We start from the raw sequence: 24,649 nt of genomic DNA, 5'->3' as shown, positions 1-24,649 counted from the left end.
ATGAGATTAGAAAAGAATTTGTCTGGTTTTTCTCAAGTAAATGAACTAGAGGAAATTTTGAGGTTGTTACTGAGAAAGTTTGAGCTAATAGTTGATTTCAGCAATGGTAGGGAATTGATAGTTTTTCCAGAAAATCTGACTAGGTTAACCTGGATGTGAAAATGAGATTAGAAAAGAATTTGTCTGGTTTTTCTCAAGTAAATGAACTAGAGGAAATTTTGAGGTTGTCACTGAGAAAGTTTGAGCTAATAGTTGATTTCAGCAATGGTAGGGAATTGATAGTTTTTCCAGAAAATCTGACTAGGTTAACCTGGATGTGAAAATGAGATTAGAAAAGAATTTGTCTGGTTTTTCTCAAGTAAATGAACTAGAGGAAATTTTGAGGTTGTCACTGAGAAAGTTTGAGCTAATAGTTGATTTCAGCAATGGTAGGGAATTGATAGTTTTTCCAGAAAATCTGACTAGGTTAACCTGGATGTGAAAATGAGATTAGAAAAGAATTTGTCTGGTTTTTCTCAAGTAAATGAACTAGAGGAAATTTTGAGGTTGTCACTGAGAAAGTTTGAGCTAATAGTTGATTTCAGCAATGGTAGGGAATTGATAGTTTTTCCAGAAAATCTGACTAGGTTAACCTGGATGTGAAAATGAGATTAGAAAAGAATTTGTCTGGTTTTTCTCAAGTAAATGAACTAGAGGAAATTTTGAGGTTGTCACTGAGAAAGTTTGAGCTAATAGTTGATTTCAGCAATGGTAGGGAATGGAGAATTTATCCAGAAAATATGACTAGGACAGCCAGGATTTAAAAAAGATGTGAAAAAAGAATTTATCTGGTTTTTCTTAAGTCAATTAACTAGAGGAAGCTTTGAGGCTGTAGGTGAGAAAAGTTGAGCTAATAGTTAATTCCGGTAATGGTAGGGAATGGAGAATTTATCCAGAAAATATGACTAGGACAGCCAGGATTTAAAAAGATGTGAAAAAAGAATTTATCTGGTTTTTCTTAAGTCAATTAACTAGAGGAAGCTTTGAGGTTGTAGGTGAGAAAGTTTGAGTTAATAATTAATTTCAGCAATGGCAGGGGATGGAGAATTTCCTCACAAAATCTGACTAGGTAAACCTAGATTTGAAAATGGTATTAGAAAAGAATTGGTCTGTTTTTTCTCAAGTCAATTAACTAAATGAAGCTTTAAGGTTCTGGGTGAGAAAAGTTGTGCTAATAGTTAATTCCAGCAACGGTAGGGAATGGAGAATTTCCCTAAAAAATCTGAGATTTAAAAATGATTAAAAAAAGAATTTATCTGTTTTTTCTCAAGTCAATTAACTAGAGTAAGCTTTAAGGTTGTAGGTGAGAAAAGTTGAGTTAATAGTTAATTCCAGTAATGGCAGGGAATGGAGAATTTCCCTAAAAAATCTGACTAAAACAACCAGGATTTGAAAAAGATGTGAAAAAAGAATTTATCTGGTTTTTCTCAAGTCAATTAACTAGATGAAGCTTTAAGGTTCTAGGTGAGAAAAGTTGTGCTAATAGTTAATTCCAGCAACGGCAGGGAATGGAGAATTTCCCTAAAAATCTGACTAGGAAAAACTGGATTTAAAAATGATTTAAAAAAGAATTTATCTGGTTTTTCTCAAGTCAATTAACTAGATGAAGCTTTAAGGTTCTAGGTGAGAAAAGTTGTGCTAATAGTTAATTCCAGCAACGGCAGGGAATGGAGAATTTCCCTAAAAAATCTGACTAGGAAAAACTGGATTTAAAAATGATTTAAAAAAAGAATTTATCTGGTTTTTCTCAAGTCAATTAACTAGATGAAGCTTTAAGGTTCTAGGTGAGAAAAGTTGTGCTAATAGTTAATTCCAGCAACGGCAGGAAATGGAGAATTTCCCTAAAAAATCTTACTAGGTAAACCTAGATTTGAAAATGGTATTAGAAAAGAATTGGTCTGTTTTTCTCAAGTCAATTAACTAGATGAAGCTTTAAGGTTCTGGGTGAGAAAAGTTGTGCTAATAGTTAATTCCAGCAACGGCAGGAAATGGAGAATTTCCCTAAAAAATCTTACTAGGTAAACCTAGATTTGAAAATGGTATTAGAAAAGAATTGGTCTGTTTTTCTCAAGTCAATTAACTAGATGAAGCTTTAAGGTTCTGGGTGAGAAAAGTTGTGCTAATAGTTAATTCCAGCAACGGCAGGGAATGGAGAATTTCCCTAAAAAATCTGACTAGGAAAAACTGGATTTAAAAATGATTTAAAAAAGAATTTATCTGGTTTTTCTCAAGTCAATTAACTAGATGAAGCTTTAAGGTTCTAGGTGAGAAAAGTTGTGCTAATAGTTAATTCCAGCAACGGCAGGGAATGGAGAATTTCCCTAAAAAATCTTACTAGGTAAACCTAGATTTGAAAATGGTATTAGAAAAGAATTGGTCTGTTTTTCTCAAGTCAATTAACTAGATGAAGCTTTAAGGTTCTGGGTGAGAAAAGTTGTGCTAATAGTTAATTCCAGCAACGGCAGGGAATGGAGAATTTCCCTAAAAAATCTGACTAGGAAAAACTGGATTTAAAAATGATTTAAAAAGAATTTATCTGGTTTTTCTCAAGTCAATTAACTAGATGAAGCTTTAAGGTTCTAGGTGAGAAAAGTTGTGCTAATAGTTAATTCCAGCAACGGCAGGGAATGGAGAATTTCCCTAAAAAATCTGACTAGGAAAAACTGGATTTAAAAATGATTTAAAAAAGAATTTATCTGTTTTTCTCAAGTCAATTAACTAGATGAAGCTTTAAGGTTCTGGGTGAGAAAAGTTGTGCTAATAGTTAATTCCAGCAACGGCAGGGAATGGAGAATTTCCCTAAAAATCTGACTAGGAAAAACTGGATTTAAAAATGATTTAAAAAGAATTTATCTGTTTTTCTCAAGTCAATTAACTAGATGAAGCTTTAAGGTTATGGGTGAGAAAAGTTGTGCTAATAGTTAATTCCAGTAATGGCAGGGAATGGAGAATTTCCCTAAAAAATCTGACTAGGGCAACCAGGATTTGAAAATGATGTGAAAAAAGAATTTATCTGGTTCTTCTTAAGTAAATGAACTAGAGGAAACTTTGAGATTGTCGTTGAGAAAGTTTGAGCTAATAGTTAATTCCAGCAATGGTAAGAAATTGAGAATTTATCCACAAAATCTGGCTAGGGCAACCAGGATTTGAAAATGATGTGAAAAAAGAATTTATCTGGTTCTTCTCAAGTAAATGAACTAGAGGAAGCTTTAAAGTTATACAAAAAACTGAGTAATGAGTGTTGAATAAAAATAGTAGCTGTATTTCCACCGCACTTTACTAGCACCTATACCAATTACCATTACTACTCTTGACTTATGGAATATCTAAAACCACAGAATATCAATCTTCCTCCTTCCTTCTTCCCTCCTCCTTCTGCCTTCTTTAATTGCTATAATCAATAAGAATTAAATTAGCAACAGTAAAAATCAATAAATAGAGAAAATGATGTTAACAAAAAAACTCAAAGAACTGAAAAAAATATTTTCAGAAATGGAGAAGGCTTTGATTGCTTACTCCGGCGGAATAGATAGTACTTTAGTAGCAAAAGTCGCTTATGATGTCTTGGGAGATAAAGCTTTAGCTATAACTGCTATTTCTCCTTCTTTATTACCTGAAGATTTAGAAGATGCTCGTATTCAAGCAGCAGTAATTGGTATTTCTCATGAAGAGGTAGAAACTAATGAAATGGAGAATCCTAATTATACTTCTAATCCAATAAATCGTTGTTACTTTTGTAAAAGTGAATTGCATGATACTCTCAAACCTTTGGCTTTAAAGCGGGGTTATTCTTATGTAGTAGATGGGGTAAATGCAGATGATTTACGAGATTATCGTCCTGGTATTCAAGCAGCAAAAGAAAGAGGAGCTAGATCGCCTTTGGCAGAATTAGGAATTAGCAAATTTGAAGTTAGACAACTTGCTAAAGAATTGGGTTTGCCTTGGTGGGATAAACCAGCTCAACCTTGTTTAAGTTCCCGTTTTCCTTATGGGGAAGAAATTACTGTTGAAAAGTTACAAAGAGTTGGTCGCGGGGAAAGATATTTGCGAGATTTGGGATTAAAAAATTTACGAGTCCGTTCGGAAAAAGATACTGCGAGAATTGAACTTCCACCCGAACAAATCAAAGAATTTGTGTTGACAATAAATTTGCCTCAGTTGATAGAAAAGTTTAAAGAGTTTGGATTTATTTATGTCACTTTAGATTTAGAAGGATACCGGAGTGGGAAATTAAATCAGGTTTTGTCACCGGAGGTATTGGGAGGAAAAGTCTAAGGTAGATTTCCTAGAAATTAAGTTATTTCCATAATTAGGCGAATAGCGGCCACACTTGCTCCGCCAACACTATATTTGCTTTTTATCTCCTAAGCGCCTTGGGGACTGCTATATCTACTTCCCCTCTATACTGCGTATGCTGCAATAGTCAAATCATTTTGTGAAGCGTATAACTTTAGAGGTCTGTCGTAGAAAAATATCTACTTCCCCTCTATACTGCGTATGCCGCAATAGTCATCTCATTTTGTGAAGCTCATAACTTTAGAGTCTGTAGTAGGGAAATATCTAACTCCCCCTCTCTGTTGCGGATGTAGCAATAGTCATCTCATTTTGTGAAGCGCATAACTTTAGAGGTCTGTCGTAGAAAAATAGCTACTTCCCCTCTATACTGCGTATGCCGCAATAGTCATCTCATTTTGTGAAGCGCATAACTTTAGAGTCTGTAGTAGGGAAATATCTAACTCCCCCTCTCTGTTGCGGATGTAGCAATAGTCATCTCATTTTGTGAAGCGCATAACTTTAGAGTCTGTAGTAGGGAAATATCTAACTCCCCCTCTCTGTTGCGGATGCCGCAATAGTCATCTCATTTTGTGAAGCGCATAACTTTAGAGTCTGTAGTAGGGAAATATCTAACTCCCCCTCTCTGTTGCGGATGCCGCAATAGTCATCTCATTTTGTGAAGCGCATAACTTTAGAGTCTGTAGTAGGGAAATATCTAACTCCCCCTCTCTGTTGCGGATGCCGCAATAGTCATCTCATTTTGTGAAGCGCATAACTTTAGAGTCTGTAGTAGGGAAATATCTAACTCCCCCTCTCTGTTGCGGATGTAGCAATAGTCATCTCATTTTGTGAAGCGCATAACTTTAGAGTCTGTAGTAGGGAAATATCTAACTCCCCCTCTCTGTTGCGGATGTAGCAATAGTCAAATCATTTTGTGAAGCGCATAACTTTAGAGTCTGTAGTAGGGAAATATTTAACTCCCCCTCTTTGTTGCGGATGCCGCAATAGTCAAATCATTTTGTGAAGCGCATAACTTTAGAGTCTGTAGTAGGGAAATATTTAACTCCCCCTCTTTGTTGCGGATGTAGCAATAGTCAAATCATTTTGTGAAGCGCATAACTTTAGAGTCTGTAGTAGGGAAATATTTAACTCCCCCTCTTTGTTGCGGATGCCGCAATAGTCAAATCATTTTGTGAAGCGCATAACTTTAGAGTCTGTAGTAGGGAAATATTTAACTTCCCCTCTTTGTTGCGGATGTAGCAATAGTCAAATCATTTTGTGAAGCGCATAACTTTAGAGTCTGTAGTAGGGAAATATTTAACTCCCCCTCTTTGTTGCGGATGCCGCAATAGTCAAATCATTTTGTGAAGCACATAACTTTAGAGTGTGCAGTAGGGAAATATCTAACTCCCCCTCTCTATTACGGATGCCGCAATAGTCAAATCATTTTGTGAAGCACATAACTTTAGAGTCTGTAGTAGGGAAATATCTAACTCCCCCTCTCTGTTGCGGATGTAGCAATAGTCATCTCATTTTGTGAAGCGCATAACTTTAGAGTCTGTAGTAGGGAAATATCTAACTCCCCCTCTCTGTTGCGGATGCCACAATTGAAGAAAAGCTGGAAGTTCAACATGGTCAATTTCAAGAGTTTAAATATCTACTCCAGGATATAGAAGGAGAAGTTGCACAAGTCAGGATAAATAATATGGAAAATAAGGTTTCAATAATTGAAGAAAAGCTGGAAGTTCAACATGGTCAATTTCAAGAGTTTAAATATCAACTCCAGGCTATAGAAGGAGAAGTTGCAGAAGTCAGGATAAATAATCAGGTTTTATCTGAAAAAAATGCCGAACTTGAAAGTTTTGCAAATCCTTTCTCAATTGATGGAACAGCAATTTGCAATGACTTTGAAAATTACTCTTGAAAAAGTATAGTACTAGACAAATAAGCTGCGGACATTCCTATATTTACTACTCCCAATTCTGGTATTTCCTTTGAATTCAAAAGGAAGAAGGAAGGACTGAATTCTTGAGTAGGGGAGTGGAGGAGTAGGGGAGTGGGGAGTAGGGGAGTGGGGGAGTAGGGGAGTGGGGGAGTAGGGGAGTGGGGGAGTGGGGAAGTAGTAAACATAAGAATCATTAAGATTAACTTGGATTAAATTAGCCAAAATATTGTTCTACTTGTGTTAATTACTTAATAACTGAAGTGCTACCTAAGCATAGTATTACTTTTGAGAATTGGTATTCAACCCAAAGTATAAAGATAATTAATGAAGGAATAATTCCAGAATTAACAATTACTCGTCCTGAAAAATGGATAGGACTGATTAAAAGGATTTTTTTCTTTTCTATCTTTGATATATATAGCAATCAGGAATGAGTTGTGAGAATTGAGATGTTCCTTAAAAGTGTAGAATATAGCAATTATTATATTCATATGATACGTTTTTTCTTCTTCTGTGTTCCCTATTCCCTGTTCCCTCCATACCTAAAGCAAAAGTTTCCAACATCTCACAATTCAAATCATATTGCTATAGAAATCAACTCTTTCTTAACAGTTTCCTATTTCCAAAAATTGTGGCAAAGTCTATAATAAATGACATCCTCTAATTAGGGCTTGCTGATTAAATCTAAAAGCATTGACATATAAAGGCTTTAACTTTTTTGGGGTCGAAAAAAGTGCAAATTTTTCAGCTCTTTATGCTCAAAAAATTAGTATTTTAGGCAAGACTTGGGCAGAAACATCATTCTGACAATTGTTAGCCAATAATTAAGGTAAAAATCCTCTCCTTTTAAAGAGAAACAAGCGGTCGAGGGATGGATGGGTTTCCTAACCATATCCAATCGACCAAGAGAGAAAAAATTTTCATGATTAGTCAATCAATTCCGTTTTCACTCTCGAGGTAATAATTAATTATTAATTATTAATTATTAATTATTAATTGTTTAATCCTGTCTCCTACCCCTACTAAAAGACTTTTTCAGCAAACCCTAATTAGGATGCAAAAATAACTCTAAAAAATTCATGTTACCTTTTATTCGTTCAGACCTTAGTAATCTTAAAGCTTATACACCTCATCCTGGTGGCAGTTCAGAAATTCCTTTAGATAGACTGGATACTAATGAATGTCCTTATGATTTATCAGATGATTTAAAACAAAAGTTAGCTGGAAATTATCGAGAATTAATTGAAACAAACCGTTATCCAGATGGCGGTCATTTCCAACTTAAAGAAGCTATAGCTCAATATGTGAATGAAGCAACTCCATCGGCTAATATTTCTGCCGATAATATTTCTGTTGGTAATGGCTCAGATGAGTTAATTCGTTCTATTTTAATTGCTACTTGTTTAGGAGAAGAAGGTTCTATTTTAACTGCTACTCCTACTTTTTCTATGTATTCTATTCTTGCCAAAACTCTTGGTATTCCCATAGTCAATGTTGGTAGAAATGAGGCAAACTTTGAAATAGATATTTCTGCAGCTCAGGATGCTATTAATCAAACAAAAAATCCGACTGTAAAAGTAGTATTTGTTGTTAACCCAAACTCTCCTACAGCGAATGCTTTAACTGCTCAAGAATTAGAATGGTTACTTAGTTTGCCTGAAGAAATTATGGTAGTAATTGATGAAGCCTATTTTGAGTTTAGTCAGACTACTGTAGCTGAACAATTAAACCAACATCCTAATTGGGTAATTTTAAGAACATTTTCTAAAGCCTTTAGATTAGCTTCCCTCCGAGTCGGATACGCGATCGCTCATCCAGAAGTTATTATTAATTTGGAAAAAGTTCGTCTTCCTTACAATTTACCAAGTTTTTCTCAAGCTGCTGCTAAATTAGTGCTTACTTACAGGCAAGAGGTTCTATCTTTTATACCGGAAATTTTGAGAGAAAGAACTAAGTTATTTGATAGTTTTGGGGAAATTTCAGCTCTACAAGTTTGGGAAAGTACGGCTAATTTCTTTTATGCCAGACTTACGGATAAATGGTTAAATTTATTAGGAGAAAATCTGTCTCAGGAAGAAGGTTTAAATAATTTGATGCAGCAACTTAAAAATCAGGGTACTTTAATTCGTCATACAGGTGTTGGTTTAAGAATTACGGTAGGAACTCCTGAAGAAAATCAGCGTACAATTGAGAGAATTAAAGGTATTTTTTCAGCAATTAATAATTAATAATTAATAATTAATAATTACCGAAAAATTGTGGGCATTAGCTTCCCCTTTTAAGGGGATAAAAAAAAAGAATATTCGCCAAGGTCAAGCCTCCTTATTGCAGAGGTACTGATAACTGATAACTGATAACTGAAATGACCTCTCCTTGAAAAGAAAAGGATTGACTAATCATGAAAATTTTTTTCTTTTTTCCCTGAAAAGGGGAAGCTTTAAACCACAATTTATCGGTAAGCATTTCCTCCGGAATGCTGCGAAATAGCCATTAGCAGTCAGCTAGCCTCCTGCGGAGGAACTAAATTAACAGCAATTAATAATGAATAATTAGGGTTTGTTGAAAAAGTCTTATGGGTAAGAGTAAGAGACAGGATAAATGGGAATTATAGAGGAGGTAGGAGGAAGAATAATGTAAGCATTTCCTCCGGAATGCTGCGCAAACAGCCGTCAGCCATCAGCTATCAGCTATTGCTTTTAGTTTAGGATAAAAGTTTTATTAATTGTCTTACTATAAAAGTTGCCTTCCTTGCCCTTAAAGTCTATATTAATTTAAACACTGTCCTAGTATGAGAGAGTCTTGTTGCTGAAGTCCGCAGTTCCTCCGGAGGAGGCTAGCTGAGAGCTAATAGCTGAATGCTTACAGAATAATAAAGGGATTATTCTGCGCAACAAAGCCGCCTAAAATGCTAATTTTTTGAACCATTATGACCATTAAGCTTGGACTTTTTTTAACTAAAAAATGCGCTCTAGCTTTATATCTCAGTGGTTTTAGATTTAATCAGCAAACTCTAATTATTTCTAAGGTTAGGGAAGGAGACTTTAGCAGTAACTTTTTATTCTTCTTCAATATTTACTCCTTCTTCCTTCTTCCCTCTTCCTTCCTTCTACCATTTGTAACAAACATTTATCAAATTGGTATAACTGATAGCTGACGGCTGAATGCTTACTATAATTATAAATTAAACAAATTTTTCAGACGATTTCTGACCCAAACTACAGGATTTTTATCATCTTCTTCTGCGTCAACTAATCCCAATCTTCTAAGTTCATTTTGACGTTCAGATAATTCTTCTTGATGTTTACCCAACTCTTGCACAATTACCTCAGCTAATTCTGGATTTTCATGTAATATTTTTTCAAAGCCTTTTTTGTGAATAGCAAATAAAATTGTATCTTCAAGCGCCCGGACAGAAGCAGTACGAGGAGTACCTAACATTAAAGCTAATTCTCCAAAAAAATTGCCAGCTTTTAGAGTAGTTAGATGCTTATTAATTTTTTCAACAAAGACTTCTACTGAACCTGAAAGGATAATATAAAAAGTATCACCAGGGTCTCCTTCATGGAATAAAATACTTGATGTTCTAATACGTTTTCTATACCCTACTTCTATCAATTTTCGTAACTCAACATCAGTAAAGTTTTCAAAATAAGTAACTTGTAATAATAAATCTCTAGCTGATAGAGGTTTACTAGATATAGACGGATGGTTTTTTACTCCATGAAGAACAGTATTTTGAGATGATTCTAAATGTTGTGATTCTTGTGGATTCTTTAGGTATATATTAATATGCTCCCAAGGAATTAAAATACCCTGTTGATGTAAATTATTGTAGATAATAAACCGTAAAGAACTCATATAAACTGGTTGATTATAAATTTCCTTTACCCATACCCATAATTGAAACTTAAAAGCGTTATCTTCAAACCCCAGAAACAAAACTTTTGGAGGTGGTTCTCGTAATACTACAGGTTCCATATAAGCTGACATTAGTACCGTTTCTGTAACTAACACTGGGTCACTATCATCAGATACAAAAATATCAAGTTCAATCCTACCTTTAGAACTATCGTAGCTTAAGTTATGTATTTTTCCTTCTATTAAAATCCCGTTAGGAATAATTATGTGACTACCCTGTAATGTTCTAATTCTAGTTGAACGCAAACCAATTTCTTCCACAAAACCTAAATCATTATCTAATTCAATAAAATCTCCTATTTTTATCGGTCTTTCTATCAGTACATTCAAACCACTAATAAAGTTTTTGGTAATATTCTGAAATCCTAAACCAATACCTACACCTAAACCCCCGGCTAAAACTGCTAATGAAGAGACATTAAAACCTTGTGTTTGTAGAATAACTATCACACCCAGGGTACTCATTCCATAGCTAAATATTGTAGATATTGCCTCTCTATTAGCTTCATCTATACCTAGTTTTACTAAAAATACTTTTTTGAGTAAATTTTTGAAGATTCTACCGAATATAAAAACTGTAATTAAATATAAACATAATTTTAAAAGTAAAGTTAAAGATATATAAGTATCCCCGACAAAAAGCAGAGGAGTTGTAAAAATTTCAGCTAGTTGTAATAATAAATTTTGTACTTTTCGGAGCATAAGGGGAGTGGGGGAGTCATTTCAGTTATCAGTTAACAGTTATCAGTTATCAGTTATAGCAGGGAACAGGGAACACCGGAACAGGGAACAGGGGAAAAACATTTCCCTGTCTGAGGTTCATCATCAGCATAAGTCCTAAGCAACTTGTTCGTTGCTATAGCAATATGATTTGAGTTGTGAGATATTGGATACTTTTGTTCTAGGGAATAGGTATGGAGGGAATAGGTATGGAGGGAATAGGGAAGAAACGAATACATAAGAATCAAAAAACTGCTATATTCTATGCTTTAAAAAACACCTCAATTCTCACATCTGATTCCTGATTGCTATATATCAGTAAAAATAAGAATAGTTAACAATAACTGGTTAATAATTACCAAAAGTTTATTCAGTATATGTTAATTACTTAATAATTGAAGTGTTACTTAAGTATAGTATTCTTTTTTCAAGTTGGCATAACATAAAATTTTTTATATTAATGAAATAAAGTAATTAGTCTTAGAAGCAAAATCAAGAAAGGGAAAGCAAAATCAAGATTTTTCCTTCTTCCTTCTTCCCTCTTCCTTCTTCCTTCTTCCTTAATATTAGCAACCCGGTCTCTAGGAGAAACCGGGTGTTTTAGACATTGATTATTTAGGGTAAATATTTAGAGAAAAACTGTTCATCAAAAAAAGACAGATAACTTTAATTTTTTGGAGTAACAATATACTCAGAGGAAACCTCCTCTACCCTTCCTAATCTTACTAATGCCTGATAAAACATAGCTGTAACTTCAGCACGAGTAGCAGGTTCATTTGGATTCAAAGTTGTTACATCTGGATGATTTACTACCAATCCAGTTGCAGTAGCTGCTGCTACTTTTTCCTTAGCCCAATCAGGTATTTTTTCTTTGTCTTTATAAATACTTAAAACCTGATCAGGATTTGATGGAATTTCCAGATTTAAGCCACTAGCTAAAGCAACCAATACCTGTAATCTTGGTACTTCTTGTTCTGGACGAAAAACATTTCCTGGATACCCACTCAAAAAACCAGATTTAGTAGCTGTTTGAATTTCTTTTTGAGTTGGTAAATCTGCTGGTACATCCTTATATTTAATAGCACTTCCTGTTGATTTTTCCTCAAATACTTGAGGAATTTGAGTAGCTAATTCGGCTCGTGTTACAGGTTTATCTGGCTCGAATTTATCGTTATCAATTTGAGCAATAATATCACGTTCTCTCAAAGGTTGAATGAAATTACTGGCCCAAAAATCATCTGGAACATCAGAAAATGTAATTTTGCCAATAGGAGATGTTTCAGGAGATGGCGCTGCTGTACCAGCTAAGGGAATTTCAGAAGTTGCCTGCTCTGGAGAAGGAGAAGTGGCCGTTTCACTCACCCCTGGTGACTCAGTAGTTTCTACCTCTGGAGAAGGAGAAGTGGCCGTGGATGACTCAGTAGTTTCTACCTCTGGAGAAGGAGAAGTTGCCGCTTCACTCACCCCTGGTGACTTAAAAGTTACCTCCTCTGGAGAAGGAGAAGTTCCCGTGGATGACTCTGTTGTTAAACTAGGAATTGGAGGGGCCAGAGGTAAAGATGGAGTTGCCATTGGAGATCCAGATAACATACTTCCAATACCTAATGTGGCCAAATTATTTCCAACTTGTGGGACTTTTGGAGGTTTGGCTAATTCGAGTGTTGTCTCAGCCTCAGTATTGGCTTGATTCAAACCTTTAACACTTGCCTCTAACTGCTCAAAAGTATCAGTAATAGGAGTCAGAGTAGCCAAACTTGTTTCTAACTCTTCAGAAGTAGAAAGTGCTTGACCAAAATTTGGTTCTGGTTCGCCAGTCAGGGTATTAAGTTGTGGTGTGCCTAAGCTAAAGATTGACTCCTCTGTACTAATACTTGGACTATCAACTGTTTCAGATTTAGGTGAAGAAAGAATAGGTTTAGAGAATAGATTAAACCCATTATTTACTTTAGTCGTTGTCCAGAAAAATACACTGCCAAGAGTCGCTAAGGCTACAAATATTGCAATCCACTCATCACGTTCCACTGGCCTTGGCCGTGAAGGTGGCTTCGGAGGTATATTTGTCATTTGTCATAGCTATATAGTGACAGCTCCACATTAGACTATGATTAGGGAGAAAAGGAAGAAGTCAAAAGTCAAAAGTCAAAAGTTAGAAGTCAAAAGTTAGAAGTTATATTTTAGGTACTTACCGAATAATTAAGGAAGAAGTCAAAAGTTAAAAGTTAAAAGTTATATTTTAGGTACTTACCGAATAATTAAGGAAGAAGTCAAAAGTTAAAAGTCAAAAGTTAAAAGTTATATTTTAGGTACTTACCGAATAATTAAGGAAGAAGTTAAAAGTCAAAAGTTAAAAGTGATATTTTAGGTACTTACCGAATAATTAAGGAAGAAGTCAAAAGTTAAAAGTCAAAAGTTAAAAGTTATATTTTAGGTACTTACCGAATAATTAAGGAAGAAGTCAAAAGTCAAAAGTCAAAAGTTAAAAGTTATATTTTAGGTACTTACCGAATAATTAAGGAAGAAGTCAAAAGTTAAAAGTCAAAAGTTAAAAGTTATATTTTAGGTACTTACCGAATAATTAAGGAAGAAGTCAAAAGTCAAAAGTTAAAAGTTATATTTTAGGTACTTACCGAATAATTAAGGAAGAAGTCAAAAGTTAAAAGTCAAAAGTTAAAAGTTATATTTTAGGTACTTACCGAATAATTAAGGAAGAAGTCAAAAGTTAAAAGTCAAAAGTTAAAAGTTATATTTTAGGTACTTACCGAATAATTAAGGAAGAAGTCAAAAGTTAAAAGTCAAAAGTTAAAAGTTATATTTTAGGTACTTACCGAATAATTAAGGAAGAAGTCAAAAGTCAAAAGTCAAAAGTTAAAAGTTATATTTTAGGTACTTACCGAATAATTAAGGTTTAAAGCAGGGTCATTTCAGTTATCAGTTATCAGTACCTCTAGTTAAAGCTAGAGGCTTGAAATATCGACCAAGAGAAGAAAAAAATCCTTTTATCCAATCCTCTTATTTATAAGAAGAGGTAATTCTAAATTCTAAATTCTAAATTCTAAATTCTAAATTCTTGAAATGATTATTAAACCATTAATTATTGCTCACCGGGGTGCATCTGGCTTGGTGGAGTTTGAAAATACTTTAGCTTCTTTTGAAAAAGCTATTGAATTGGGTGTACCAATGGTTGAGTTTGATGTGAGAAAAACTCAGGATAATTTATTTGTTGCGTTTCACGATGAATCAATTGATGGGATGAAAGTTAGTGATTTGAGTTATCAACAACTTTTGGATATTTCTCGGCAAAAAGGTTTTAATGTGCCATTGATAGAGGATGTGTTGAAGTTGTGTCGGGGGAAAATTAAACTTGATATTGAGTTGAAAGAAGTGGGATATGAATTGGAGATAGTTAATTTAGTCAAAAAATATTTAGATTATCAAGATTATGTGATTAAATCTTTTCTGGATGCTGCTATTATTGCAGTCAAAAAAGCTGATAATCGAATTACAACTGGACTGTTATTAGGAGTTGGTAAACCCCAAAATTTAATCGCTACTCGATTATCAGAAATCTTTCCTGAATTTCGTTTGTTTACAACTAAAGCTGATTTTGTTTCGCCTAATTATCAATTGATAAAGTTTGGTTTTGTCTGGCGCATGAAACTGGTTAATCAGAATATCTATGTTTGGACGATTAATGATGAAAAATTAATGGTTAAAACTGTCAAACAAGGGGTATTTGCATTAATTACAGATAGACCAGATTTAGCTTTGAAGTTATTCAATAGGAATTAGTATTTAGCTATTAATATATTTTTTAATTTTTCCTATTATATCAAATCCGGTTAAACAGCCATAGAATGGTTAAGTTAGGAGGAGTCAGGAGTTGTAGGGGCGATTCGCGTAATTAGGAGCATTCCGGAACGGAAATCGCCCCTACAGGAGTCAGGAGGAGAAAGAATTACAAATATGAGCGTAGTTATGACGATTGAAGAATTTTTTTATGTCCAATTAAACGGATTTGATATTATTACCAAAAAATGAGGTCCAAAGCCTCCCCTTTTAAGGGTATGAAAAAGCGGTCGTTAGCGCAGCTTCCCGAAGGGTGGGATGGCGAGGTTTCCTCGCCATATCCAATCGACCAAGAGAATATTCAGTTCAGTATTTCAAGCCTCCTGCTTTAGTGGGAGTTACTAATAACTGATAACTGATAACTGATAACTGATAACTGATAACTGATAACTAATAACTAATAACTGATAACTAATAACTGATAACTGATAACTGATAACTGATAACTGATAACTGATAACTGATAACTGATAACTGATAACTGATAACTGATAACTGATAACTGATAACTGATAACTGATAACTGATAACTGATAACTGATAACTGATAACTGATAACTGATAACTGATAACTGATAACTGATAACTGATAACTGATAACTGATAACTGATAACTGATAACTGATAACTGATAACTGATAACTGATAACTAATAACTGATAACTAATAACTGATAACTGATAACTGATAACTGATAACTGATAACTGATAACTGATAACTGATAACTGAAATGACCTTGCTTTAATGAATTTTGTACCTCACCACTATGGGAATTGCTATAACATTTTAAAAATAACAAAAAGAGCTTCTTGGTTATAAGAAGCTCTCTCATAATATAATTTTGAAAAGGAGAAAATTATCAGAATTTTAATTTAGTAAAAATTGATTTGATTTAAGACTTATTGGCTGATTTCTTTTTAGATAAAATACCTACACCAGCAAATCAAACTAAACCAAGTATTTCAGAAGATTCACATAATCTCTGAGAATATTCGTATACTCACTCTAATATCGCTACGATCAATTAGAGTAAAGGTATCGCTCACCCATCACTAGATTTTTACTTTAGAGTCTTTATTTCTTTTGCGACTAGCAACTAAACCTGTAGCAACTACACCAAGACCGAATAATGCAGTTGGTTCAGGAACAGAAGTAGTAGAGAACAAAGCACCAGAAAATTGAGCTGTAAGTGTCTCACCATTTTCAAGCCTTTGCTCAATTGTGCTTGCTAATGTATCGTTAAATTGAAGTGTTAAGTTACCTGCACCATCACTTGTATCGCCATTTTCGCTGATAAATGTTCCAAAGAGGAGTATATCTACGGATGCATTCTTTCCACTCTGGATAACTTCTCCTATTTCAGCTTGTTCAAGACTAAATTCATTACCACCACCAAAATTTATGAATGGATCGGGTGCTCCAAATGGATTAAATGATATAGGTCCTTCGATAGTTGTATTTATACCAGCAAACTGATTAAAACTTCCTGTTGCAGTAATAGGGCTAAGAAAAAGAGTAGTTGGATTTGGATTGAAACTCAGTTGCTCTTCTGAAATTAGAGCAGTACCTAGACCAGCAAGTTGCAATTCCCCAATCAGAGCAGCAGCGTTAGCAACACCAGCATTAACCATTACCCCAGTAAATGCAACTGTAGCAGTTAGACCTGCAAAGAATTTAGAGTTAATTAGATTGTTAATCATAGTATTCGTTTGGTTTGTGTGTGTGTGTGTGTAATTAGCTACTATTAAATTTATTTTCAGGCCATGTTTTAGTAATACTCTACCTTTGTATTGATAGACGCATTGCCTGTTTCCCTATATCTATTTTTATTCTGATTAATTTTTTTATACCGTGATCAAAATCATTACAATAAATGATCTCGATCGTTATTTTTTAAAATAAATAATATATAAGTCATACGCTAAATATCTTATAAGCTCTACTATAAAAGGCTTTTAGAGAAATAAGATTTAATCCTAGAATCTTTACTGGAAGCGTAAAAGAATAGTATCAATCGTGCAAGCGCTTAAATACTTATGTTATTTATTTTACTTTAAATGTAAGTAATTTTTAGTAGAAAGAAAAAATATTGTCCCAGTTTAAGTACGGAATTTAATATGGTAACATTTGCTACTTTCATTCCAAAATCAGCGATCGCATATCAGGCATCAATGAATGTGTGCATATTGCATATATAGACTATTAGACATAGGCGTAAAAATCAAAAATCAAATCAATTCTTATCCATAAATTATCAATTATTCCCCGGAGGGGTTAGGGGTGGGTTCCCTGTTGTCTTTCGGAGCTGTTGCCTTTCGGAGCTGTTGTCTCTTTTCTGGAGATGTCTATTTATATAGTTAAAGATAGGGAGATGGGAGCAAATTTCTACCTTTTCCCCCTATAGAACCCCTGAGTGGATCTATTTAAAAATATAGGGAGAGTGTGGGGAGTGTGGGGACCCACCCCTAACCCCTCCCTGGAGGGGAATGTGGGAGGTGTGGGGAGTGTGGGGACCCACCCCTAACCCTCCCTGGAGGGGAATGTGGGGAGTGTGAGGAGATGGAAGCAAATTTCAACTTGCTTGGTGCCCCCCTACCAAGTGCGACTAACGTCGTCGCGGAGTCGCATATGTTTGCCTCCCCTATTCTCGTTCCTGAATTTCGCTCTTCACTCCTCAGTCGTCGGGTCGGACTTCTGCCAAAAGCACATACCGCGTATAAAGATACGATCGGGGATTCTATATGTAATTTCTGGAGAAGTCTAATAGACATAGGCGCGATCTTCAACAATGAATAATGAATAATGAATAATGAATAATTACCTCTCCTTGAAAAGAAGAGGATTGACTAATAATGAAAAATTTTCTTTATTATCCCCTTAAAAGGGGAGGCGCATACCCACAATTTTTCGGTAAAAAATCAAATCAACTATCGCACAAAAATTATCAATTATTTCCCCCTACTCTGTAGGGACGCCCTTATGCAACGTCCCTACTCCCTACTCCCTCTTTTCTAGAGATGTCTAATATAGAGACTGCGACTTTATTACTCAGTTGAGCAGGAAAATAATCTATGCTTTGGTTTTTTTTAGCTACTTCAGTAGCATTTCTTCAATCTGTTAAAGATGTTTATAACAAGACACAACTAAAAAATTTTGATGAATATATTATTGGATGTAGTCTGACATTTTTTACTGCTTTATTTTTAAGTCCCCTATTATTTTTTATTGAAATTCCTCAGTTAGGAAATAATTTTTGGTTAGCTTTATTAGTCAGTGCCTCTTTGAACGCGATCGCCTATACAATTTATCTCAAAGCTATTAAGATTTCTGATTTATCAATTATTGCTCCTATTACCACTTTTACTCCCTTATTTTTATTAATAACTTCGCCATTAATTGTGGGAGAATTTCCTAACCCGCTCGGTATGATGGGTGTGTTCTTCATTGTAGTTGGTTCATATTTGTTAAATATCAAAGAAAAACAGCGGGGATATTTTGCTCCCTTTCGAGCAATAATTAAAGATAAAGGTTCGCGACTAGCTTTATTAGTCGCTTTTATTTGGAGTCTTAGCAGTAATTTTGATAAGGTAGGCGTGCAAAATTCTTCACCTATTTTTTGGGTAGTTTCTGTATTTTTTACTATATCAATTTTACTGTTACCAATTGTTTTATATAAATCCCATCATAATCTATACAAACTTAAAACTGGTGGGTGGAAATTAGTTATATATGGTATGATTAACTCTGTAGCTATGGGATGTCAAATGATTGCTATAAATTTAACTTTTGTTGCTTATGTGATTTCTGTCAAAAGAACAAGTGCATTATTTAGTGTGATTTTGGGAAAAATAATTCTCAAAGAAAAAGGCATCAAAGAAAGATTTTTAGGAGCTGCAATTATGGTATTTGGAGTATTTTTAATCGGTATTTCACAACTCAATTAAGAAGGAAGAAGGAAGAAGGAAGAGGGAAGAGGGAAGAAGGAAGAGGGAAGAGGGGAGAGGGGAGAGGGAAGAAGGGAAAAAATAAAAATAAGTAGTGAAACACAATTAATTGTGTAAGCTAAAACATATTTAAAATGCGCCTTAGCAAGTTAGAAGGTGCGAATTCATTAATTGATAATGGATAATGGATAATTACCTTTTCCTTTTAGGGACAAGAAAAAATTTTCATTATTAGTCAATTCTATCCGCTTTCAAAGAGAGGTAATAATTAATTATTCATTATTAATTATTAATTATTCATTGTTAAACTATTCCCTTTTAAATATGAAATTTAATTTACAAGCAAGATTAGAAAATCATCTGAATGAAATAGTACGCGATCGCGACCCATATCTAGCATCAGGAGGACATTTTTATGTCAGACAATATATCGCTCGGCAGTTGTCACAGTGGGGAAATGTAGAAATTGATGAATTTCAGGTAAGAGGCAAAACTCATCAAAACTTAGTGTTAAATTTACCCTCTATTAATAACAGTAAAAAACAGAATTTAGCACCAATATTAATTGGCGCTCATTATGATGCAGTACTAGGTACACCAGGAGCAGATGATAACGCAACTGGTGTAGCAGTTTTACTAGAATTAGCTAGAGAAATTTCATCTCAACCATTGAAATATCCAGTTAGTTTAGTTGCATTTGATATGGAAGAATATGGATTATTAGGTAGTCAGCATTATGCCGAAAAACTTAAACAAAAACAACAGCAACTACGACTAATGATATCCCTAGAAATGCTCGGCTATTGTGACTATACTCCCGGTTCCCAAAGTTATCCTACAGGGTTAAAATATTTTTATCCAAACCAGGGTAATTTTATTGCATTAATTGGTAATTTATTGACCATTATTGATATGTTCCAAATGAGTAGAAAATTTAATAAAATAGGAACTAATTGTCAGTTTTTACCAGTACCAAATCGAGGTTTAATTGTGCCTGATACCCGTCGCAGCGACCATGCTCCATTTTGGGATAGAGGATATAAAGCTATAATGATTACCGATACTGCCAATATGCGGAATCCTAATTATCATCAAAAAAGTGATACTCTTGAAACTTTAGACTTAGATTTTCTCACAGGAGTTTGTCAGGGATTAATTTTCGCTATGAGAAATATTATGTAATGTGAAATACTAAAATTTTTGCTACAAATACTTAGGTTGTTTCAAGGAGTAAGGAGTTGTAGGGGCGTTAACGATAGTTATGCGAAGCAAATGCCATTTGCTAGCGCAAAGCTCCGAATGGCGCCCGTACTGGAGTCAGTATAAATAACCTATATATCATTTAGCTAGAGTCAAACTCTGTTGTTAGTCAAATCGACATTTCTAGGTAAAGTCTTTTAAGTAGAGAAATTATTCGTAGCATTCTTTTTGATATTTCATATATATCTATTTTCACAAGGCATGAGTTCAACAATTAATAATTAATAATTAATTATTCGGCAAATCAAAGCTCCCCCTAAATCACCCTTAAAAAGCCATGCTTTATAAACATTTTTATTAACATAAAAATTGATAAACTAGACAAGTTATATACAAGTCTTTAAAAAGTTTTTGTCAGAGGAAAAGTGTATTAAAAAGTAAATTTTTGTTGATAACTGAAGTAGTTTTTCCTATCTACTATGATTTTTTCTCCCCTGCTCCCCTAATCCCCACAAGGTTTTCAGGAATTCCTGATAAGGGATAGCTTAAAAAGGGGGACTTTCGGTTTCCCTTCTTATCAAGGGGGTTTATACCAAATCCGGTTAATTGCACATAGAATCCGGTTATATAATGTCTGTTTATAATTATATAATTACTTCAATATTTAATCTTCCTCACTCCCCCACTCCCCCACTTCCCTACTCCCCCACTCCCAACTATATAATAATTATTAAACCAGATTTGATATTAGGCGTAATCTCCAGCAGTTTACCTCACACTTACTGAGAAATGCTATAAAAAATAAAGTAGGAAAAAATCTAGACTTAAATATCATAATTATGCAAAAAAATCTACAATAAAAAACTAATTTTAGGATTAATGATTCTAGGAGTCGGAAGCATCCAGCAAGTAGCAGAAGCAGATAATAATTCCACAAAACTCAGCCAACAAAAAACTCATAATTGTCAAATTGATCGACAACAACCAAAATTTTTAGTATTTGGAGGAGGTGGTACTCCAGCACAAAATGAAATTGCCATTGAAAAAAATGTACTTTACTTTCAACGAACCCTAGAAAAAATGGGATATAACCCATTAACAGCCACAACATTTTTTGCTAATGGCAATGATGGGCAAGCCACAATTCGCTATATTGATGAATTAGGAAAACAACGATTTAAAGTACCAGAAATTCCGAATATCCAGGGCAAAGCAACATTAAAAAATCTCCTGACTTGGTTTCAAAAAGCTGCTAGAGAAACATCTCGTCGCCCTATATTTTTTTACTTTACAGGTCATGGCATCAAAAACCCAAACAATTATAATAATAACGCTCTAATGCTTTGGGAAGACCGACCTCTAACAGTTCAGAAATTATCACAAACTCTAGATAAATTACCCCAAAATACTCCAGTAGTCACAATGATGGCTCAATGTTTTTCCGGCTCATTTGCTAATATAATTTATCAAGGTGGCGACCCCAATAAACCCATAGCACTTCAGAGCCGTTGTGGCTTTTTTGCTACTATCAAAACCTTACCTTCAGTGGGCTGCACTCCAGAAGTAAACGAAGCAGATTATAAAGATTATAGTTCCAGTTTTTTTGCTGGATTAAGTGGCTACAGTCGTATGGGAAAAAGAGTGGCTTCAGCAGATTATAATCGAGACGGAAAAATTAGTTATATCGAAGCTCATAGCTTTGCGAAAGTAGACGAAAAAACAATTGATTTGCCAGTTTCAACTTTAGAAGTATGGTTACAAAATCAGGCAAGTAAAGCCGATATTACATTAATTTGGGAACAACCAATAATTAATCTTTTATCCAAAGCACGACCAGAACAACAATATGTAGTTAAATCAATAGTCAAAATGTTGAATTTAGACCTGCAAAAATCTTACATAGAAAATGGTGGAGGAAGCATCACCGAACAAGAAATTAATAATCAAATAGAACGAGCATATTTTCTCCGTTTAGGAATGGAATTAATTAATATTGGTGTAGAAGAAAAAATTATCAAAGCTTCAGATAAAAAAGCGATCGCTATTCTTGAGCGTCTACTCAAATGCGAAGCAGGTATCCCGGGAAGAGGGGAGTAGGGGAGAATTCAAGAATTTAGAATTTAGAATTTAGAATTTAGAATTTAGAATTTAGAATTACCTCTCCTTTAAAGGGTCGGCTTTAAACCAGAATTATTTAATTATTAATTATTAATTATTAATTATTCGGTAAGATTTTTTACAAAAAGGCACGAAAAAGGATTTTTTAGGGCGAATTTTTCTTTCCTTAACCGCTCTAATTAAAAGGTTTATTTATTTTCCGGAGATGTCTAATAGATATGAGGCATGGTATAAATGACCAAAACCTAAGAATATTGAATCTAGTTATACAAATTAAAGAATTAACTAGAAATTGGAGGAAAATTGTACAAAATGAAACGCTCTCTATATTTATTTATAAGTCTAGCTATTTTAGGGTTAACATCCTGTAGCGCTGTCAAAGAAATTCAGGAATTAATTGACCCACCCCCACCACCAACCCCCACAGCATCACCTGTCACAAAAAAAGAACAAAGAACATTATTTCCGATTGAGCAAAACGGAAAATATGGGTTTATTAACAAAATGGGTAAAATAGTTATCCCTCCAAGATTCGAGCGGGTACAAAACTTTTCAGAAGGATTAGCCGCTGTAAAAATTGCAGAAAGGTGGGGCTATATTAATGAACAAGGAGAAATAGTTATCGAGCCAGAATTTGATTCTGTTGTACGTTTTTCCCAATCTTTAGCGGCAGTCAAAAAAATTGGTCAGAGATGGGGTTACATTAACAAAAGTGGAGAAATGGTAATTAAACCGCAGTTTGAAGAGGCGGTCTATTTTTCTGAAGGTCTGGCACGAGTTACAATTGATGGTAAGTGGGGTTATATCGATCGAGCTGGCAACATAGTGATTCAGCCAGAATATAGAGGACAAACGGGACGCGGGTTCTTCGTGGATGGATTAGCTGCAGTGAGAATTGGCAGTGCTTATGAATATGGTTATATAGACCAGACTGGAAAACTGATAATTGAGGCACAATATGATTTTGCTGGAGATTTTATCAATGGTTTAGCGAGAATCAAAATTGGGGATAGGTGGGGGTATATTGATAAAACTGGTAGAGAATTTATTAGACCACAGTTTGTTTTTAATCAAGAATTCTCCGAAGGGTTAGCAGCAGTAAAAATTGATGACAAGTATGGTTATATAGATGTTTCTGGTAACAGAATAATTCAACCGCAATATGATTTTGCTGGCAACTTTTCAGAAGGTGTAGCAGAAGTCAGGATTGATGACAAGTATGGCTATATCAATGCTTCTAATGAGATGATTATTGAGCCAGAGTTTGATAATGCTTTTGGGTTTTCTAATGGTATTGCAGAGGTGTGGGTAGATGGAAAAAAAGGTTATATAGATAAAATTGGTAGATTTGTCTGGAATTTAAGTAATTAGGGTTTGCGCTTCACTAGTCTTTTAACCCACCCCTAACCCTCCCAGGAGGGGAAGGTAGGAGACACCCACCCTCGCCCCTCCTCCCAACCCACTCCCCAACCCCTCCCAGGAGGGAGGGAAGACAGGAAGAACGGGGAATGAGCGAGGAGGTAGGAGCTAAGTTTTGTCAGAATGAGATTTTTCTGCCCAACTATGCGCGTAAAATACTAACTTTTTGAGCGTTTTAGACTGAAACAGGCGCACTTTTTTCTACCCCAAAAAGCCTAAAGTCTATGTCAATGCTTTTAGATTTAATCAGCAATCCCTAATTAAAAGACTTGTTGGAAATTAATCTACAAAAGTAGCTAAAACCTTTATCAGTTAAAGGGTATAGTGCTTTTGGGGTTTAAATGACACAAAGACTTATATATAGCAAGGAACGAGTTGGTGTTTGACATAGACTAATGATGAATCTTAGATTAGGCAATGTTTTTCCCACTGTTGCCTGTTGCCTGTTGCCTGCTATAGTAAGCTTTTGAGTAGTTTCATTTTTGATTTCCCAACAACTCTAAATTAATACTATTAGGACTTACGCAGATACGCTATATATAGCGCTCAAAACTATTGTCTAATGGTACTTGGACTCTATAAATAGTGCCTTTACGTAAGTCCTGACTATGTTATGGCTTTATTGCATGAAAGTATATAGCTGCCGCGCTTGCTCCGCATATGTACAACAATAACGTGCGGAAACTGCTGTAACTATTGTCCAATAGATAAATAGTAATAATTGTGAAACAGGGCGATCGCTTTCTGTAGAGTAATAACTATTGTCCAATAGATAAATAGTAATAATTGTGAAACAGGGCGATCGCTTTCTGTGCAGAGCAATAACTATTGTCCAATAGATAAATAGTAATAATTGTGAAACAGGGCGATCGCTTTCTGTGCAGAGCAATAACTATTGTCCAATAGATAAATAGTAATAATTGTGAAACAGGGCGATCGCTTTCTGTGCAGAGCAATAACTATTGTCCAATAGATAAATAGTAATAATTGTGAAACAGGGCGATCGCTTTCTGTGCAGAGCAATAACTATTGTCCAATAGATAAATAGTAATAATTGCGAAACAGGGCGATCGCTTTCTGTGCAGAGCAATAACTATTGTCCAATAGATAAATAGTAATAATTGTGAAACAGGGCGATCGCTTTCTGTGCAGAGCAATAACTATTGTCCAATAGATAAATAGTAATAATTGCGAAACAGGGCGATCGCTTTCTGTGCAGAGCAA

Annotated in this window: 20 protein-coding genes; 13 read left to right on the top strand and 7 right to left on the bottom strand. The window is 34.6% G+C overall.

Features of this window, described 5'->3' with window-relative positions; all coding sequences use genetic code 11:
* The 8 genes from SAGCYANO_RS05495 to SAGCYANO_RS05460 all read left to right on the top strand — a co-directional run bounded on the left by SAGCYANO_RS05495 (window position 1) and on the right by SAGCYANO_RS05460 (window position 8,487).
* Window positions 1-159, top strand: a complete 159-nt coding sequence (locus SAGCYANO_RS05495) for a hypothetical protein (protein ID WP_202219142.1) — start codon at window positions 1-3, stop codon at window positions 157-159.
* 2 nt (window positions 160-161) lie between these two features.
* Complete coding sequence (locus SAGCYANO_RS05490) at window positions 162-320, top strand: hypothetical protein (protein WP_202219141.1); 159 nt, start codon at window positions 162-164, stop codon at window positions 318-320.
* A gap of 2 nt (window positions 321-322) precedes the next feature.
* Entirely contained in the window at window positions 323-481 is a 159-nt protein-coding gene (locus tag SAGCYANO_RS05485) for a hypothetical protein (RefSeq protein ID WP_202219141.1), read from the top strand.
* A gap of 2 nt (window positions 482-483) precedes the next feature.
* Entirely contained in the window at window positions 484-642 is a 159-nt protein-coding gene (locus SAGCYANO_RS05480) for a hypothetical protein (RefSeq protein WP_202219141.1), read from the top strand.
* 2 nt (window positions 643-644) lie between these two features.
* Entirely contained in the window at window positions 645-803 is a 159-nt protein-coding gene (locus SAGCYANO_RS05475) for a hypothetical protein (protein ID WP_202219140.1), read from the top strand.
* Window positions 804-3,486: 2,683 nt separating this feature from the next.
* Window positions 3,487-4,314, top strand: a complete 828-nt coding sequence (gene larE, locus SAGCYANO_RS05470; RefSeq protein WP_202219162.1) for an ATP-dependent sacrificial sulfur transferase LarE — start codon at window positions 3,487-3,489, stop codon at window positions 4,312-4,314.
* Window positions 4,315-6,019: 1,705 nt separating this feature from the next.
* On the top strand, window positions 6,020-6,238 hold the full coding sequence (locus SAGCYANO_RS05465) for a hypothetical protein (RefSeq protein WP_202219139.1): 219 nt from the start codon (window positions 6,020-6,022) through the stop codon (window positions 6,236-6,238).
* A gap of 1,100 nt (window positions 6,239-7,338) precedes the next feature.
* A complete protein-coding gene (locus tag SAGCYANO_RS05460; RefSeq protein WP_202219138.1) occupies window positions 7,339-8,487 on the top strand; it encodes a histidinol-phosphate transaminase in 1,149 nt (382 codons plus the stop codon).
* A gap of 946 nt (window positions 8,488-9,433) precedes the next feature.
* Here SAGCYANO_RS05460 and SAGCYANO_RS05455 read toward each other — a convergent pair.
* Both SAGCYANO_RS05455 and SAGCYANO_RS05450 read right to left on the bottom strand, forming a co-directional pair.
* Window positions 9,434-10,879, bottom strand: coding sequence for a cyclic nucleotide-binding domain-containing protein (locus tag SAGCYANO_RS05455; RefSeq protein ID WP_202219137.1), 1,446 nt, complete (start codon window positions 10,877-10,879; stop codon window positions 9,434-9,436).
* 684 nt (window positions 10,880-11,563) lie between these two features.
* On the bottom strand, window positions 11,564-12,961 hold the full coding sequence (locus tag SAGCYANO_RS05450; protein ID WP_202219136.1) for an S-layer homology domain-containing protein: 1,398 nt from the start codon (window positions 12,959-12,961) through the stop codon (window positions 11,564-11,566).
* Between the two features lie 1,008 nt (window positions 12,962-13,969).
* Between SAGCYANO_RS05450 and SAGCYANO_RS05445 the strand changes: the two genes are divergently transcribed.
* Window positions 13,970-14,686: a glycerophosphodiester phosphodiesterase gene (locus tag SAGCYANO_RS05445; protein ID WP_202219135.1), complete on the top strand. Its 717-nt coding sequence runs from the start codon at window positions 13,970-13,972 to the stop codon at window positions 14,684-14,686.
* A gap of 398 nt (window positions 14,687-15,084) precedes the next feature.
* On the opposite strand, the gene SAGCYANO_RS44180 is transcribed toward SAGCYANO_RS05445, so the two are convergent.
* Together SAGCYANO_RS44180 and SAGCYANO_RS05435 are read right to left on the bottom strand one after the other, a co-directional pair.
* A complete protein-coding gene (locus SAGCYANO_RS44180; RefSeq protein ID WP_237395836.1) occupies window positions 15,085-15,543 on the bottom strand; it encodes a hypothetical protein in 459 nt (152 codons plus the stop codon).
* Window positions 15,544-15,796: 253 nt separating this feature from the next.
* The gene (locus SAGCYANO_RS05435) at window positions 15,797-16,444 is read right to left on the bottom strand and encodes a PEP-CTERM sorting domain-containing protein (protein WP_202219134.1); all 648 of its coding nucleotides are present in this window, start codon (window positions 16,442-16,444) and stop codon (window positions 15,797-15,799) included.
* Window positions 16,445-17,815: 1,371 nt separating this feature from the next.
* On the opposite strand from SAGCYANO_RS05435, the gene SAGCYANO_RS05430 reads away from it, so the two are divergent.
* The 4 genes from SAGCYANO_RS05430 (at window position 17,816) to SAGCYANO_RS05415 (ending at window position 23,377) form a co-directional block, all read left to right on the top strand.
* Window positions 17,816-18,688, top strand: a complete 873-nt coding sequence (locus tag SAGCYANO_RS05430; RefSeq protein ID WP_202219133.1) for an EamA family transporter — start codon at window positions 17,816-17,818, stop codon at window positions 18,686-18,688.
* Window positions 18,689-19,012: 324 nt separating this feature from the next.
* The gene (locus tag SAGCYANO_RS05425; protein ID WP_202219132.1) at window positions 19,013-19,870 is read left to right on the top strand and encodes a M28 family peptidase; all 858 of its coding nucleotides are present in this window, start codon (window positions 19,013-19,015) and stop codon (window positions 19,868-19,870) included.
* Between the two features lie 897 nt (window positions 19,871-20,767).
* Window positions 20,768-21,985, top strand: a complete 1,218-nt coding sequence (locus SAGCYANO_RS05420) for a caspase family protein (RefSeq protein WP_202219131.1) — start codon at window positions 20,768-20,770, stop codon at window positions 21,983-21,985.
* A gap of 333 nt (window positions 21,986-22,318) precedes the next feature.
* Window positions 22,319-23,377: a WG repeat-containing protein gene (locus SAGCYANO_RS05415; protein WP_202219130.1), complete on the top strand. Its 1,059-nt coding sequence runs from the start codon at window positions 22,319-22,321 to the stop codon at window positions 23,375-23,377.
* Window positions 23,378-24,044: 667 nt separating this feature from the next.
* On the opposite strand, the gene SAGCYANO_RS05410 is transcribed toward SAGCYANO_RS05415, so the two are convergent.
* From SAGCYANO_RS05410 to SAGCYANO_RS05400, 3 genes are read right to left on the bottom strand one after another with little or no spacing between them, the layout of a single operon-like run.
* On the bottom strand, window positions 24,045-24,314 hold the full coding sequence (locus SAGCYANO_RS05410) for a hypothetical protein (RefSeq protein ID WP_202219129.1): 270 nt from the start codon (window positions 24,312-24,314) through the stop codon (window positions 24,045-24,047).
* Window positions 24,251-24,448 carry a hypothetical protein gene (locus tag SAGCYANO_RS05405; RefSeq protein WP_202219128.1) on the bottom strand — a complete coding sequence of 66 codons (198 nt, stop codon included), beginning with the start codon at window positions 24,446-24,448 and terminating at the stop codon, window positions 24,251-24,253. The genes SAGCYANO_RS05410 and SAGCYANO_RS05405 overlap by 64 nt, the downstream gene beginning before the upstream one ends.
* A gap of 3 nt (window positions 24,449-24,451) precedes the next feature.
* The gene (locus SAGCYANO_RS05400) at window positions 24,452-24,649 is read right to left on the bottom strand and encodes a hypothetical protein (protein WP_202219127.1); all 198 of its coding nucleotides are present in this window, start codon (window positions 24,647-24,649) and stop codon (window positions 24,452-24,454) included.

This window comes from Okeania sp. KiyG1, from assembly GCF_014132355.1.
Taxonomy (GTDB): domain Bacteria; phylum Cyanobacteriota; class Cyanobacteriia; order Cyanobacteriales; family Microcoleaceae; genus Okeania.
This window is presented reverse-complemented; position numbering and strand designations above follow the sequence as displayed.